We start from the raw sequence: 15534 nt of genomic DNA, 5'->3' as shown, positions 1-15534 counted from the left end.
ACCGTGGCATGTATAACCATGTTCAGTATGTGGATGGACACAAATAAATGATGCAGCGGTATGCGGATTACATGGATGAGTTGGAGGGGAGCTTGGATAATGTGGTTAGTGTGAATTTTAAGTAACTAAAATAGCCATTCGTACGTAAATGCGTATAGATGGCTTTGTAAGATGGGTTATATTCGCGATTTCATGCAATTTATATCGAAAATTAGTGAAGCGGACTCCCTAAGCAGATGGTAATCCAAGTTTGTCAAAGAATGCACGGTTACGCTCTCCTGCAGCTTTCACCAATTGATCAAAACTAATCACTTCGATATAAGCGTGGGAAGGTTCGTTATAACCGAAATAGCCCATCCCATCAGATGTGATCCGCAAATTGCCCCGACGACAGCGTCGGTGCATAGATTCAGTGAGGTCACAAAGAACGTAACAATAGCCAGGTATGTCATTATTACCTGGAATTGGGCGGCCATTCTTTGTCGTTACCTTCCCTTCACGTATACGCTCTAAATAACTGAGTGCTTGATCAATAGGATCTTTATCTTCACCTTCTCGCATATCATTTCGCATTGGCCGTTTGATTTCGACAACGGTAATGGAGGCAAGTGGGAAGCTGTTTTGGTCATTAACAAGAAGTGGGTTGTCAAATACTTTCATGCTGAGTAAATCAGGTTCCTTTGTAGAACTATTGCCAGTGATAGGCATCGAGTTGAGCGTTTTATCCGAAGCTAAATAGTTATGAAATGCCAAACGTTCGTCAATTAACCAAAGGTTGCAGGAATCAAGGAAAATCTCGCCGGAATCTTTGCGCATAGGCATGATAAGTTCATGGATCATATCTTCACGGGCATATTTTCCGTCTTCTAGCCGCTCAATAGATTTTTGTAGAAGGTCAATAATCACCTTGCGGTGAGAAACATAATTGGCAAGATCTGACTTTTTAAGGTCCCCAGCTCTGCGTAGATACTCGCTTAGTCGCTCCTTATATTCTTCTACATGTTCTTTATTCTGGGGCTGCATGATATCGTGGCCTTCGCTCACCAGTTGGCGCTCTACTTCATACCACTGAGCATGTAAATGCAACTCTAGTTCTTTATCTGACTTCTCAGGGTCAACGATCAGTAAATCTTCTGGAACATAATTCGCAATAGGGCGATAGCGTGGTGCATGGTTGTCGATGAAATCATCCACTCTAACTTTTCCTGCGGATACATTTTTTGTTAGAACGTCTTGAAGGTACTCCTTGGTTCGAGCCAATATTGCTTCCCGAATATCTTTGAAAGTTACTTCATTGAGCATGTCTTCAACATCTTCAGTAATATCAAACGAAGTTCGTTCACTTCGCACATGTTGATTTAGATATTCGGAAGATACATAGCAGGTATAGGTGAACTCACCGGAAGAGTCAGATATTTTTGCGTAGAGACCAGGAAGTTTGCCTTGTATAGATTCTTCCTTAACAAGTCGATTAGCAGCACAGAGTGCTAACTGATGTTTTTTATTAACAGAGGCACGGAATTTGATATGAGTTAAGTCAAACGGATGGTCCCGAATTGTAATAGTTTCGATAAATGCGCTGGCATGCATATGTTCTTCGAGTAAATTATCAAGGTCAAAAATCTCGCCCAAATCCTCTAAAAGAATCTTAGGAGCGCTTCCTTGCCGCACAAAGTACCAGAGTACATGTTCCAATAATTGGTTAGCTATAGACAGACCTCTTGAAGGAACATGCTTGCGAAGGTTTTCATCAAAATTAATCAGTTTAATAATCGTACCTGGTTGTTGAGATGTGGCCTCAACAAGTTTTTCACCATGAATTCCTGATTTATCATTGAAGCGAAATATGCGTTTTTTAAGTTTGCTGTCAATATCGAAAAAGTGGCTTTCTATTTCAACTAAATCAAATGCCTTTAACCACATCAGACGACCAACACCTCGGCATCCCTTGTCAATTTTATGGTCGGAATCTAGAGTTTTAAATGACTTAACGTTGATTTCATTAAAACCACAGCCATTATCAATTATGGTGAATCCGATAATTGGCGGCTGAGACTTTATATCTAAATCCAAGTTAACTTGCGTGGCTCGATTAATGCGGAGAGTGATCTTTCCATCAGGAAGATTATTCATCTCTTCAATTGAATGGATGGAGTTTACCACAGCCTCGAATACAGGCATTAAACCGTGATTTTTGGGCAGCGAAGTGTTTCGTAAACGGCCTTTTAAATTTGTTTGTAAACTCACTGCTTAGCCACTCCCTTTTAATCGCTATTGCTGAAAAATTTGTGTACCTGTAAGTGAGCAATATTCCACTTATATGACTTAGTATTGTTCTAATCAACAAATACAGTGAATATAATATTATTAATTAGATTATTGTTTCTCATTGTAGCTGTATTTTACTGTGATTAATGGTGCTGATTGGACTGTTATGTATAGTAATTATAAATGCACAAATTATTTAAAGAAACATTGCAATCTTAAATTTGCTCAAGGATATACTCCCCTCCATCAGCAGCTTGTTGCTGAATAAAATCCAATTTTGCAACAAATGGAGATATATCTATTTGCTGTAATGCAAAAAAAAGTTGTTGGTACCAAAATGCCCATTCTTTGCGCTTTAGAGTATCTGCACTTTTAGGGGCGGCTTCTTCTATTATTCTCCTTGTAAGATGAGTGGGGTCTCTTGGAGTTATTTCATCTTCAAGGATAGCTTCCAGCGAGCGAAATTTTCCTTCAACTCGGCTACAAATTTCGTAGATATCATCCCATGTATTTAGCTTGTTTAGTAACGTTGTGTCTTGCACATTCCACTGAACTTGAATTGTAGGTTCAGGATCTGACAGGTTATTGATTTGAATTCTAATAAAATCTTTAGCTTCCTCATTGTATGGATAGAATGCTATACGACCAGTTTTATTCGAATCTTCAAATAGGTCTTTTGCTTTTTTAGCGTCTTGATTGCAAACATCACATAGCGGAATGAGATTATCAGGATGTACAGCAAAAATAGGATACTTTGACTTGCATAACTGATGGTCGTAATCTGCGCGCCACTGATCACCATCTGGCACACAAGCTCTGAATGAAGCCAACTCTTTCATACCACAAGCCTTGCATATATTGCCATTAATAGTTTGTTGCCTGTATTCATTGAAATGCGCTGTGATATTCGTGTCTTCAGCTGCTTCAACAATAGAAGTCAAATCTTTGGTTGAGCAATATAAATGAGTGCTCAACGATTTTAGGGCTTTGAAACATGGTTCAGGTAAAAAATTAAGTATACGCCTTTGAGGGGTATTAAAAAATGTCTGTAAATCCTGATTGTCCCTCATTATTTCAAATAATCGCTGTTTGATACTCTGGCCTGCTTCATTTAATGTATTGAAAAATTTTTCAAATTTATCTCTAGTTAAATCATTCTTGGCTCTAGAATCATTTTCTTTTGCGTTATCCCAGCAAGCTTGTCCTACGTGACTAGTAGTAAACAATGTTCTATTAAACGTATTTGTGCTTACAGCTTGCTCTAAAAAATATAGAAGTTCTGCATTTAGTAGCCTAAAAACCTCAAATCGCGGAGTATTGTCTGCTAATCGAAATAACATTACTGGCTTAACTTCCTTATTAAGTAGGCTTTTTCTGGTGACAATCCAAGGTGTTGTTCAATCCAATTCTTGGCGTGTTCATCACCTTGTTTTAACTGCTTACGAATTTCGTCTATGACACCTTGCGATATAAGCGAGCGTAGCTCAAATAAATCTTTAATCAATACATCAAATGATGCGCCGTAAGTTTCATTTTGGACTACTCTCATGTCTATTAAGCAGTTATCGTTTCGACGAAACTGATAAACATTATTTCGTTTTAATGATGAAATCATAAAGGGGGAGTGTGTTGAAATAAATAACTGGTTTTTTTCATTATCAACACCTATCGCACTTTCAACAAATGAATGGAAATAGGTTCTCCAGGATGGGTTTAAGTGTGTTTCAGGTTCATCAAGTAAAAATAGAGCTCTGCTATCTTTATATATCGAGGCCATAGATAAAATTTGAATTAATTGTGCTTCACCATCAGACAAGTCATCAAATTCAATACACTGTTGTCCATCCGTTAGCTTAAGAGATAGAATATGAATAGGTGATTTCCATTTTTGTGGTCTTCTTACTGTACCACTGAAGTTATCTTGTCTGAGGTGATGTTTGGTCTCACCTTGCCAATATTGCGCTGCTAAAAGTTGTAATCGATAGAGTTTTTCAAACAATATTTGCGGAGTGAAGAAACTACTCTCAAGAATGTTTTGCACACTATGACAGCTAAAATCTATCATGATTTCACCCGCTAAATAGTCCAATTCAAATTGGTTAAAGAACTCCTCTGAAGTTTTGTCTAATCTCGGTAATGCTTTAAATGAAGAAGAATGAATTTTACTTAAACAATTGATTAATTTTGCCATATCCAACAGGGCACTTGCATCATATGTAAATTTACGCAAGTCATAACGAAGCGTAACTGAATGAATCTTATTGAAACGCTGCTTTCCTTGCCATATGGATTTCTGCTCTTCGTCTGACATCATTCCCATACTTGCTAACATTAATGAAGTTGTGTCTTGATCAAAATATTTAAGGCGTGGTAATGCCGTTGCTCTTAAGCCGATATTAATGTTATCAGATGGTGATGATAATTCGGGTAAAGCTGGAAACAGGGCTGGGTAGCGAACTTGGTAATAGCTATAAACGTTCTTGTATTGTTGGTCAATCAACTCAATATCTGCTTCTGTTAGGTGTTTACCTTTTTCATTTTTCGTTTTATTGATGACTAGTAATCTTTGCTCCCAGGCTCGTTTTATATTCATCACGTCCAGATATTGAATCGAGTTCTTCATGAAAGCGCGCTGTAGGTTTTCATTTAAACCAGATGAATAGCCAATTATCTGGCTAGGTAAAATCTGTTCTTCTATATTTTCATTTTCAGAAGACGTTAGATCTAACCAAACACCATTACTATAGATAGTCACAGTACCATTTTGCTCGATACTGATTGAGTAAGTATTTGTTTGGGTTTCCGAATCATAAACTTGGTTGTTATAGCGAAGCTCAATTGATAAATTAGAGAACCAATTACGACATTTAAAGTCACTTCGTAAAAAACGTTCCAAATAGCCAAAGGTTTCAGCAATCAATTCTAATAGCTGAGATTTGCCAGAACCATTCAAACCAATAAAGGCAATGATATTTCCTTCGGTGGAATCAAAATTAAAAGTTTGATTCTTCAATCCCTTATATTGTCCTCTTAAGGCTAGTGACAATAAATGCATCAGATATTTTTCCTTTCTCGTGCTTTTTTCTCTTGTTTCAGTGACTTACGTTCAGATTTAATCTTTTCTAACAAGGATTCAGCACTATTTTCACCACTAATTAAATCTGGGTTAGCAGCACGCCAGTCAGCAGTAAGTTCGCCACGGAATGCTTTGGCAAGAATAGATTGAGTAAGGTTATTCACACGATTCAGTGCTACATTGGTTTTTTGCTCTATACTGTCAGCAAAGTCAAAAAGCTTTTCAACGTACTGAACGATTTCGGTTTGCTCTTCGATTGAAGGCAAAATAAACTTGAGTGCGGCAAGTTCCTTAGAATTTATATTATTTACACCACTCGTAGATCTTGAACCAATTTCTATGACATCTCTTACCACTCTCGAGCTCATTATATTCAAAAGGAAACTGGGTAATATTTTGTTCTCATTGCACCGGATTCGAATTAGATAGCCAGCATATAAAAAACCTTCATATTTTTGCTCAACTAATGCGGGTTTTGCTACTAAATCAAGGCTTCCATTCGATCTAATTACTAGTATATCTCCAGCTTTTAGAGCTAAAGTTTTCAGCTCTTTTTCTGTAAAATCAGCATACTTTAGATCTGAGGTATTTAGTTTTCTGTCACTAATGTTTGGAATTCTTATAACAGGGGTTTGCCCGCCATTGTAGTCACATTTTTTAGAGGTTCCATACCGTATATCAGTGGCTATTTCTCCAACTGTAACTGTAATGGGATTGTCTACTGAAACTAATTTCCCACTCACTGCTGCGGATAGAACAGATTGGCGAAAAGTATTCAAAAGCTCAGAAATACGTTCGAGACGAGTTTTGGTTTGTTCTACCTTGGTTAAGAGGGTATTGAGTTTATCAACGATACTTTTTTGTTCAGCTAGAGGGGGAAGTGGAACTGGTATTGTTCGCATATTAGCCTGAGTAAGCTTTAGCCGGGTTCCTCCATTGACATAACCTTGATAGTCAAATTGGTTTAAGTAGTGGAGAAGTAATTTGTTGTTTAAGCCATTTGGCCAACCTTTTAAAACGTGGGCGTGATTATTTACCCAGGTTTTCCCTGTCAGCAAATATGCTTTAGTTTTTAAATGGTCGAAAAATGGAACACCATCTTCACCGAGTGCAACTAATTCTTCATTAAAAAGATACCCATCAATTTTCCCTACTTCACCAGTAGCACCATAATATGGGAAAAGCTCACTAGCAAGTTTTCCTTCTATTCTAGACTGACGCTCATTGTTATTGACAGGGATTCGCATAGCATCAAGAATTTCAACGACTATTTCTAATTTTGTGGAAACCCAATCATTTGGAAAAATTTTTGCCATTACTCAATTCCTCCCAACGCAGCCAATAGCCCTTCCAGCTCACATAGTGCGGCTTCCAATTCTTCTTTCGTTTTTTGTGCTAATATACTTGGTTCAGGCAAGTCCTCTGCATCCACACTGTTTTTATCTTTTAGCCAGCTAATATCCAGTGAATCATCTTTAGTTTTGGAAATCCACTCGCGGCTAAAACAGCGCCAACGTGAATAGGCTAGACGGTCATCGACACCTTGGTTTTCTGCTATAGTTTCTTTATCGACGTCAATCTCTTGGGCATTGAAGCTATATTCACCTTCAGTTCGTTTACTGGTACCGTCTGAGTTGTCACCGAACACTTTTTCAAACGCGCCTAGGTGTGGGTCTGTGCCAAATTCTTTTGATGTAAAGCCAATATCCGAATTACCAAACGGAGTACGTTTACCAAAGCTAGGCATATTAGTTCGTAGATCGTAGACCCAGACATTCTCAGTGCAATTTTCTTCTTGATATTTGTTTTTAGCTGAGCCTTTAGTGAAAAACAGAACGTTGGTTTTAACACCTTGAGCGTAAAATATACCTGTAGGTAAGCGCAGTATGGTATGTAAATTACATTTATTCATTAAATCACGGCGTACATCTGTGCCCACACCTGCTTCAAACAAAACGTTATCAGGCAATACCACTGCAGCGCGACCACCAGGTTTAAGGTTACGATAGATGTGCTGCAAAAACGCTAATTGCTTATTGCTGGTTTTATAAGTGAGGTCATCGCGGGTATTAGATGCTTCACCGCCTTTACTGGTACCAAAAGGTGGGTTTGCTAAAATAACATCAGCTTGTTTTAATGACTTACCTGCCTCACCTAAGGAATTCCCTAAGTGAACTACGCCTTCGTTATCTCCTTCCATGCTATGGAGTAAGCAGTTCATTAAGGCTAAACGTCGGGTGTTGGGGACCAATTCGACACCGACAAAGGCTTTGTTTTTTTGAAAATCGGCGTCTTTCGCGCTTAAATCCATATAGTCATCGGTTTGTTCACGCATGTAGAGATCTGCCGCAACCAAGAATCCAGCTGTACCTGCCGCTGGGTCTTGTATTATTTCTCCAACTTGAGGTTTGATACAACGCACCATGCTGTTGATCAATGCACGAGGTGTAAAATACTGGCCAGCACCCGATTTAGTTTCACTCGCGTTCTTCTCTAAAAGTCCTTCATACAAATCACCTAGGCCGTCTTTCTGCGCGCTGAACCAGTCGATTTGGTCGAGAGTTTTGATCATTTGCTCTAAGTGACGAGGTTCACGCAAGCGTGTTTGTGCATCGGCATAAATAGCACTAATTAGTGGGTCTTCGTGAACCTGAACTTCAATGGTTTTACCTGGCTCGTTTGGATCGGCTTCTGTACGCTTACCTGTAGATAAAGCTAATAGCATAGCTTTATAGTCATTGAGTAGGTTAATACCTGACTTAGCATTGATATCGGTCCAACGGCATCCCTCTGGTAACGGATGTTTTTTTAATGTCCCTGCTTCTGTATTTTCGTGCACCATTTTAACAAATAGTAAAAGTACCAATTCGGTTACATAATCACTGTAGTTGATTCCATCGTCACGCAGTACGTCACAAAGATTCCAGAGTTTTTGAACGATGTCGTTGTTGGTCATAATTGTCTCTTCATTAAATTTTTATGTCTATTGAGCTTAGGCTATTTTCTGTGGCCAAATGGCATCACTGAGCTCATTTAATACGGTATTAAGTTGATTACCGAGTATCTTGTCAAATTGCTTAGCACCACCTTGCTCAGAAAAACGATTGTTCACGAACTCATGGTCAATGATAACTTCGTGTACTAGTTGTTTTGCTAAACGATCGAGCCATTTACGCTGTGCAGGGCTCCAACTATGGCTTTGATAAATACGTTGCATTGCTTGCGCTACTCGTTGGTTAAAGGGGATTAGTGGTTCCCTTAGGACAGCTCGGCGGATATGACCAATAATACTGGCGGCAATGTCTTGGTTAGTTTGATTACGTACGGCACTTTGCAATTTGGCTTCTGAATAACCCGCACTATCCAATAATAATTTTACTTCCTTCAATTGCTCACGGGTAAGATCTCTAGGTTTATTGATAATGACAGAAAGAGCGGCACTTTGGTTGAGCTGTTCTTTAATAAATTGAGTAAAGCTATCCAAATAGTCTTCAGGTTTTTGGTGTACACCATAGCTTTGTGTTCGTTCACGAAGCTCATCAAAGTGTTCAGAAATCAAAGGTTGGCGTTCGCTACCCAGTAAATGATTAACTTCAGCCAATTGGTTTAGCAGGCCACTGTGTTGAGTGATGAAGATTGCTGCTTGTTTAGGTCCTAGCTCCTGTAAGTGCTTATGTAGATTTTTAGGCTCTACCCCCCACAAATCTTGTAGCTCGTTCAGTTTTTGTCTTAACGTTGGTTTATTTTCCGCTTTTTTCTCTGCTTTACGTAAAACACGCATGACTTTTTGGCTGAGTTGACTAAGAACAACATCTGCATGGCTTTGCTCTGGCGTATCTCCTGGGGCAATCAAAGCTTGTTCCAATAGTTCTGGGGTGGTAATTTCATCAACCAATTGTTCCAGTGTGATGTTAGGATCTTTTACTAATGGTTTCATTGTATTGACGTCAGCGAGAGCTGCGTATATATCAACAGGATCGTAGATACGAAATACAGTTTTCCCAATATCATCACAGCGGCGCGTAGCACGACCAATCATTTGCTCGTACAAAATTCGTGATTTAACGCGACGCATAAACACCAAGTTACTGATTTTAGGTACGTCAATTCCGGTAGTGAGTAGGTCGACAGTAATGGCAATATTTGGGTAACGTTCATTTTTATATTGTCGAATTAGTTTGTCTACTTGATCACTTTGACCTGTGATTTTAGCTACCGCAGCTTGATTATATTCACCGTTGTACAGCGCTTTGAATTCATCATCCAGTAAGCGCTTAACCATGTCAGCGTGTAGGTCTGTAGCACAGAAAATGAGGGTTTTCTCATCACCAAATGGGTCAAGCTCTTGAACCAATTGCTCACAGATAACTCGATTAAAGTTTTCGTTAATCACTCGCCGGTTGAAAGCATCTACCTCGAAATTGAGTTCATCATCCAGTTCCGCACACTGTACTTCACCCGTTTGAGTATTGATTGCACTGACTTTTTCACCTTTGGCAAAAGTAATACCATTCTGGGTGAGTAGTGTTTCATAGCGGATTGGAGGTTCGTGGTCAATCAGCCAGTCATCTGCGACAGCTTCACGGTAGGAGTAAGTGTAAACGGGCTTACCAAAAATCTCGCTAGTATGTTTTGCGGGTGTGGCTGTTAAGGCTATTTTGACTGCGTCAAAATATTCCAGTACTCGGCGATAGCTGGAAAGATATTGGCTGGTATCACGCGTGGATAGCTCACCATCAGTCATCTCTTGGTCTAGAGTATAACCCCTATGAGCTTCATCGATAATGATGCAATCAAATAGATCAACTGGTGGTGGAGTATCGCTTATAAAAATACGATGAACCATGGCTTGTACTGTCGCAACCTGAATACGAGTTTCGGCTTCTGTTGCCATATCACTAAGCTCAGCAATATTATAAATTTTTGATAATGTATGGTTTTGTTCTAACGGTGCTTCGTTAAAGGCATCAATCGCTTGTTGCCCAAGAGCTGTGCGATCAACTAAAAATAAAATACGCTTGAATCGTTCAGTTTTTAGAAAACGATACATTAAGCCAATGATAGTTCGTGTTTTACCTGTTCCGGTTGCCATAGCCAATAATGCACTACGTATTTCTTTAGCTAATGTATTTTCCACTGCGATAATGGCTTTTTGTTGATAATCACGTAGTTTAAGATAACCAAATGGCTCTGTCTTAAGTTTTTGCTGAGCGGCATCTTTACTACGTTTAAGCTGGTCAATGAGGCCTTCTGGTGTATGGAAACCTGGTAATGCGCGCTTAGTATTAGCGGAATCGCGTACATCTCGAAACCATGTACCTGATTGCTCGGCTAACTGCGGTACATAGGGACGTCCATTACAGGAGTATACAAATGGAACTATATAGTGGCTATCACTCTCATCTGGCCAAGCAATAGTTTCTCCAGCTAGTTCCCATGCGCCTTGCATAGGGGCTGTTATGTTAAAGCCTTTACTGTAGCGTTCGGCTTGAGAGATTTTCCCTGCGACATTAGTATTTTCTTTTTTCGCTTCCACTATTGCGATTGGTGTGAGACCTGAAAATAGCACGTAGTCAGCTCGACCTTTTTCGTTCTTATGATTGGTTGGCCATTCGGCTATGGCAATGTTTTTTCCTTTTTCAGGACGAGTACCTTTTTGAAAGGTAAGAGCTTCGCTATCAGCTTCCCAGCCAGCTTCTGTTAATTGCTGGTCAATAAGAATCCGAGTTAAGGATTCATCTAAGACAATATGTTGAGTTGCAGCATATGCATTACGGTTGAGCTGTTGTCGTTGTGAGGCCTGGACTTTTTGATCTTGGCTTGCTAATTGAGCGAGAAGTGCCTTGATTTTTGTTTCATAGTCTTGTCGTTGTTGATTCAGAGCTTGTTCATGATCTGCCGCTTGCTGTGCTAATTCACGTGATTCTGCATCCATTGCGTGAGCAAGAGCTTCATACTCATTTTTTTCTTGAGCGATGAGCTCGTTAAGCTGTTGGCTTGAACCAAGGTCGATGTTGGCTTGTTGTAATTCATTTTTGAGGCGTGTGATTTCATTTTGTAAATTACGTAGCTGTTCGCTGGGATCTATTGGGGGATGGAACGGGCCAGGTTTGAATTGGGTTCCCATTTTACCAAAAGACTGATGAAACCAGATAGCTAGTTTGCGAGCGATGATTAAGCCATTAATAGCTTCCCGGTGCTGAGTCTTGAACTGGTGAGTAGCCTTATTACCTTCTATGCGCAGAGTATGAAATAGTTCCCTTACAACAGGTTCTAGTTTCAGCTCACGATGTATTTTATAGAGTAGGTCGGCTTGTGTAGTTTGTGCATCGAAAGGTATTCCAGCCAAAGCTGCAATATGTTGAGCTAGTGCTTCTCCCAGCTGACGAAGTTTAATGAGTGTTGTGTTAGGGTCACTAGAAAATGTTTGTTCTGCAGAGCGGGCTAGCTCGACAAATAATGGATCATGTTCAGCAAGGAATTCAAAGTTGCTGGTTTGATTGGGGAAAATCATAATACAGAAACTCCACTTTACTTATTGGCCAGTGTCATTTGGGATTCGTTCTAACAGGTCACTCAATTGGCAGTCGAATAGTTGACACAATTTATCAAGTGCTTCCAGATCCACTTTTTGAGCAGTCTCTTTATAGAGTAATGTTACTGTAGCGCGACTAAGCCCCGTCTCTCTGGCGACATCTGCAATGCGTAGCTTATGTTCACCCATCATGCGGGCTAGGTGGCAGCGGATCATGGTTGCGGCTCTTGCTGAATAGTTCAAATATAGGAAGAGTATAAGTATATCACAAATTGCTAATTAACGTGGTAATTTGTAATTTTAAATTATATTTTTTAGCTTAAACTCTCATTTTTAATTATTTGGACTAAAGAGAATATTCAAGGAGGGAGGATAGATAAATTTTCTTATTACCCAAACAACACATTTCATCTATTATTTTTTCACTCCCTCAGCTCATCATTTATCTGCCAATTATCCAACGGAAAATTTTTTTTCAATCATTACCAACAGAGCAACGTCAGTTTGTTGGTAAACAAGTGTTGCCCAAGTTGCATACTCTCTCGCATCAGAGGGTATGTAGTAGGTTATGACATTATGCTAATTTGAATAGCCATTCTTGGTGTTTTCTTAAAAATTCAAAATTACTAAAATTTACCATCACATTTTATCCTTCAAAAAATTCCTCATCGATACGTTTCAAGTACAGGATTTGTTCGTCACGACTGCCGATATTATAGCGAAGCATCAATTTCGCTAATTCTTGCCCATTGATAAGGACGATACGCATGCCTAAGTTTTTTGCAGTTTGTATTGCTGATTGAGTGAAGTCAGATGTAGTGACAAATATGCCTTTCTGTGCTTTCTTGAGGTTAAGGGAACCGAAGAAATCACGGATATCTCCTGAACTGACATTATTTCCTTCAGCGTAACGCTTAGCTTGTATATAGACTTGATCTACACCTAATGGATCTTGACTAATGACTCCATCAACACCGTTATCACCACTTTTGCCTAGAGTATGAGCCATTCCTTCATTGGTGCCGCCATATCCCATAGCAAGTAATAAATCAATAAGTAGTTGTTCAAAAAAGGCAGGACTAACTTTACGAGTACGAGTAAGAATTTCTGATGCTAGAGTGTCATTGATTTGTATGTAAGCCTTACGGAGAACTTCATCTGGAGTTATTTCTTCAATATTTTTATCATCAGATTGAGTTAATTTTGCTCGCCCATTATCTTGACCTTTAAATGCAATGAACTCATCGAACTGTTTTAGGTAATTATTATCTACGATAATGTTAGGGTCGTTAACTGCCAATTGTCCTCTTTCCGTTAAGACAAAATGTGCACGGCGTGTAACTTCAAGTAATCCAGCTTTAGTCAAATAAGTTCTAGCCCAACCTATACGATTATCTAAAACAGTTTGTTTACCACTAGGTAGACGTTCTTCCCGTTCAGCATCAGTGAGTTGAAATTTATCAGATAATTGATTGATGACATCGCGAAGTTTAACTTCTTTTCCACCAGCAGCACCTACAATTTCTAAAAACGGGCGCATAAAGGTTTGGTAGTTAGGTATCATTTATCACCTTTTAACTATGAATTCATACATTAAGGTTGTCATATTTGAAGCATCATAAGCTTTTAGTTTAAAAACCTGTCAACTTGTTCTGGTTAGTACGTCTATAAGATGTTTTTTCTGTAAGACATAAATAAAATTATTAATTAAAACAAAAAGTAAATTGTTTATTTTAGCGTATTAATTATAACGACTCTTATTGCTGAGCTTAATAATTAGAGGATATGAGAAAATTAGCAAAAGAACAATGATTCGTGTTGAGTTATAGCGTGGTTGAGACTGTTATTTGTAAAGTAGTCACGACATTGCACACAAAACCAGTCCATGACCTTTAAAATTGGTGAAACTGACTGAATGTGTGTATTCAGCCGTTCCTTGCCTCGTAAGCTCTTGAGCTTGCTGATGAGCAGTGGACAGTGTTCTGCTGTTTGAGGCTCTAAATGGGTAAACCATGACTCTGTCTGTGTTTTGTACAGTGTGGCAGACCCACCTTATAAATTAGAATGCCCTCGGGTAGTGCAGGCAGTACGTTTAGTGCATACGGCACCTAAAACGCACTGAATCGCATCAGGGATGGTATAGGGATTGTGGATGAGTCATGGTGGACATTAACTGGAGGAGGTGGATAGTTTACTGTTAGTAGCGCTAGTGTCTTAAGATGCAAGGTAGGGGTTGGGGCCTCTAGATTCAGCAATACGATTCTGTAACCATTGCTCAATTTCACTCCGTAACCAACGTGAGCTACGGCCTAGTTTGATAGGCTTAGGAAACTCACCATCTTGGATCAGCTTATAAAACCACTTATCCGTTAACCCCGTTAGTTTAGTGATAAATTTCATGTCAATGAATTGGTCGTTCAGTAGTGGGATGTCAGTTGTTTGAATAGTCATTGTTTGTTTCTCCGATAATTGAAAAGGAGAAGGATTCGAAAAGGGATAATAGGTGTGACGGGAATCCTTCAAACAATAACTGGCTGGCGTTATTTTTGATTTAGCGTGAAAGATTTACTTTTGCCCATATATGAAAATTACCCCCTGAGTCAGGGGGTAATACATTATGATGTCATTTTTCACTTGCCTATTTTTTATTTCGTTTTCGTCCAATTTGTCTTGCGGTCGGAATATCACTGATCTGATAAATACGGCGTTCTGTACGCTGACTATCTTTGCCTAAATAACTTAATATATATTTCATACCACTACGTCCATCCTCGTCGGAATATTCAATAACACGCTCACCAGGAACTGGATAATATGGTTTTGGTTCACAGTGGTGTGCATAACCTTCACCTTCAGTAACTTCTTCCCATATATCGCGAATATCTTCCCAGAAACGCCATACCTTCTGATGACGTTGACCATTAATGTAAAATGCTGCGTGAATATGCAAACGATGTTGCTCTCCATATTCTAATACCCATGCAAAACCTACAATGCTAGAAATATCTTTTACTTGTTCAATTAACAATGTCATATCCGAAGTGATTTGATGAATATCGGCATATTTAAATGATTCACTGTTTTTACGATAAGCAAAGTCGATACGCAACATAAGGAGTTTTGAATAATATTCAAATAGGTCATCTTGATGATTAAATAAATCATGTTGTAATAAATAGTCTGGTTTGTGATTAAAATTAATTGTGCTTTTCATAATGGTTATCCTCAGTGATTAATGTTTCTCATGGGATAACGGTATGTTTTAAATTTTGAATGAAATAAATCATTATGGTTCTACGCGGGAAATTATCATCAATCATGAATTGCTAAGAAATTTCATTTAATCAGTGAAAACTTAAAAATCAGTAGGTACTGATTCAAATATTTCTTCTGGCTTATTTTAATCCCATTGATATGGAAGAGTGGATACTCGACTCACCTTTCATGAATCTAACTACAGTTATTCATAGTAATGACTGAGAATGAATAGCCAGATTGAACTCAATACTATTTTGGGGAGTGGATTAATCAATTATGATCTTTATAATATTAAATAACCTTCTTTATTAAATAATACTAATTAACCTTAATGAAATATTTTAACTAAAAAATGGAGAGGGAAAGCATGGGTTAACTTGTCTAGGATTTGAGTGCT

10 protein-coding genes are annotated in these 15534 nt (G+C 38.7%); all 10 read right to left on the bottom strand.

The genetic code is table 11. The annotated features are described in order from the left end of the window. Nucleotides 1–228 precede the first annotated feature (228 nt). The 10 genes from PR809_RS04210 to PR809_RS04165 all read right to left on the bottom strand — a co-directional run bounded on the left by PR809_RS04210 (nucleotide 229) and on the right by PR809_RS04165 (nucleotide 15093). Nucleotides 229–2247: an ATP-binding protein gene (locus PR809_RS04210; protein ID WP_137019336.1), complete on the bottom strand. Its 2019-nt coding sequence runs from the start codon at nucleotides 2245–2247 to the stop codon at nucleotides 229–231. 236 nt (nucleotides 2248–2483) lie between these two features. Next, a complete protein-coding gene (locus tag PR809_RS04205; RefSeq protein ID WP_137019325.1) occupies nucleotides 2484–3608 on the bottom strand; it encodes a hypothetical protein in 1125 nt (374 codons plus the stop codon). After that, complete coding sequence (locus tag PR809_RS04200) at nucleotides 3608–5323, bottom strand: AAA family ATPase (protein ID WP_137019323.1); 1716 nt, start codon at nucleotides 5321–5323, stop codon at nucleotides 3608–3610. Before PR809_RS04200 ends, PR809_RS04205 begins: the two co-directional genes overlap by 1 nt. After that, nucleotides 5323–6660, bottom strand: a complete 1338-nt coding sequence (locus PR809_RS04195; protein WP_272524452.1) for a restriction endonuclease subunit S — start codon at nucleotides 6658–6660, stop codon at nucleotides 5323–5325. The genes PR809_RS04200 and PR809_RS04195 overlap by 1 nt, the downstream gene beginning before the upstream one ends. Further along, nucleotides 6660–8300, bottom strand: coding sequence for a class I SAM-dependent DNA methyltransferase (locus tag PR809_RS04190; RefSeq protein WP_137019319.1), 1641 nt, complete (start codon nucleotides 8298–8300; stop codon nucleotides 6660–6662). The genes PR809_RS04195 and PR809_RS04190 overlap by 1 nt, the downstream gene beginning before the upstream one ends. Before the next feature lie 36 nt (nucleotides 8301–8336). Further along, on the bottom strand, nucleotides 8337–11858 hold the full coding sequence (gene hsdR, locus PR809_RS04185) for a type I restriction-modification system endonuclease (protein ID WP_137019317.1): 3522 nt from the start codon (nucleotides 11856–11858) through the stop codon (nucleotides 8337–8339). A 21-nt stretch (nucleotides 11859–11879) separates the two neighbouring features. Beyond that, on the bottom strand, nucleotides 11880–12095 hold the full coding sequence (locus PR809_RS04180; RefSeq protein WP_137019315.1) for a helix-turn-helix domain-containing protein: 216 nt from the start codon (nucleotides 12093–12095) through the stop codon (nucleotides 11880–11882). Between the two features lie 430 nt (nucleotides 12096–12525). Further along, nucleotides 12526–13443 (bottom strand): restriction endonuclease, encoded by a 918-nt coding sequence (locus PR809_RS04175; protein ID WP_137019313.1) that lies wholly within the window; start codon nucleotides 13441–13443, stop codon nucleotides 12526–12528. A gap of 650 nt (nucleotides 13444–14093) precedes the next feature. After that, nucleotides 14094–14330: a helix-turn-helix transcriptional regulator gene (locus PR809_RS04170; RefSeq protein ID WP_137019311.1), complete on the bottom strand. Its 237-nt coding sequence runs from the start codon at nucleotides 14328–14330 to the stop codon at nucleotides 14094–14096. Between the two features lie 187 nt (nucleotides 14331–14517). Continuing rightward, complete coding sequence (locus PR809_RS04165) at nucleotides 14518–15093, bottom strand: inovirus-type Gp2 protein (protein WP_137019309.1); 576 nt, start codon at nucleotides 15091–15093, stop codon at nucleotides 14518–14520. Between the last annotated feature and the right edge of the window lie 441 nt (nucleotides 15094–15534).

The sequence above is a fragment of the Providencia sp. PROV201 genome (assembly GCF_028479545.1).
GTDB classification, from domain to species: Bacteria; Pseudomonadota; Gammaproteobacteria; order Enterobacterales; family Enterobacteriaceae; genus Providencia; species Providencia huaxiensis.
This window is presented reverse-complemented; position numbering and strand designations above follow the sequence as displayed.

What these genes read in the sequence shown, in the direction of transcription:
- PR809_RS04190 (WP_137019319.1), bottom strand. Translation starts at nt 8,300, where the DNA reads ATGACCAACAACGACATCGTTCAAAAACTCTGGAATCTTTGTGACGTA.
- PR809_RS04205 (WP_137019325.1), bottom strand. Translation starts at nt 3,608, where the DNA reads ATGTTATTTCGATTAGCAGACAATACTCCGCGATTTGAGGTTTTTAGG.
- PR809_RS04180 (WP_137019315.1), bottom strand. Translation starts at nt 12,095, where the DNA reads ATGATCCGCTGCCACCTAGCCCGCATGATGGGTGAACATAAGCTACGC.
- PR809_RS04195 (WP_272524452.1), bottom strand. Translation starts at nt 6,660, where the DNA reads ATGGCAAAAATTTTTCCAAATGATTGGGTTTCCACAAAATTAGAAATA.
- PR809_RS04170 (WP_137019311.1), bottom strand. Translation starts at nt 14,330, where the DNA reads ATGACTATTCAAACAACTGACATCCCACTACTGAACGACCAATTCATT.
- PR809_RS04165 (WP_137019309.1), bottom strand. Translation starts at nt 15,093, where the DNA reads ATGAAAAGCACAATTAATTTTAATCACAAACCAGACTATTTATTACAA.
- PR809_RS04175 (WP_137019313.1), bottom strand. Translation starts at nt 13,443, where the DNA reads ATGATACCTAACTACCAAACCTTTATGCGCCCGTTTTTAGAAATTGTA.
- PR809_RS04200 (WP_137019323.1), bottom strand. Translation starts at nt 5,323, where the DNA reads ATGCATTTATTGTCACTAGCCTTAAGAGGACAATATAAGGGATTGAAG.
- hsdR (WP_137019317.1), bottom strand. Translation starts at nt 11,858, where the DNA reads ATGATTTTCCCCAATCAAACCAGCAACTTTGAATTCCTTGCTGAACAT.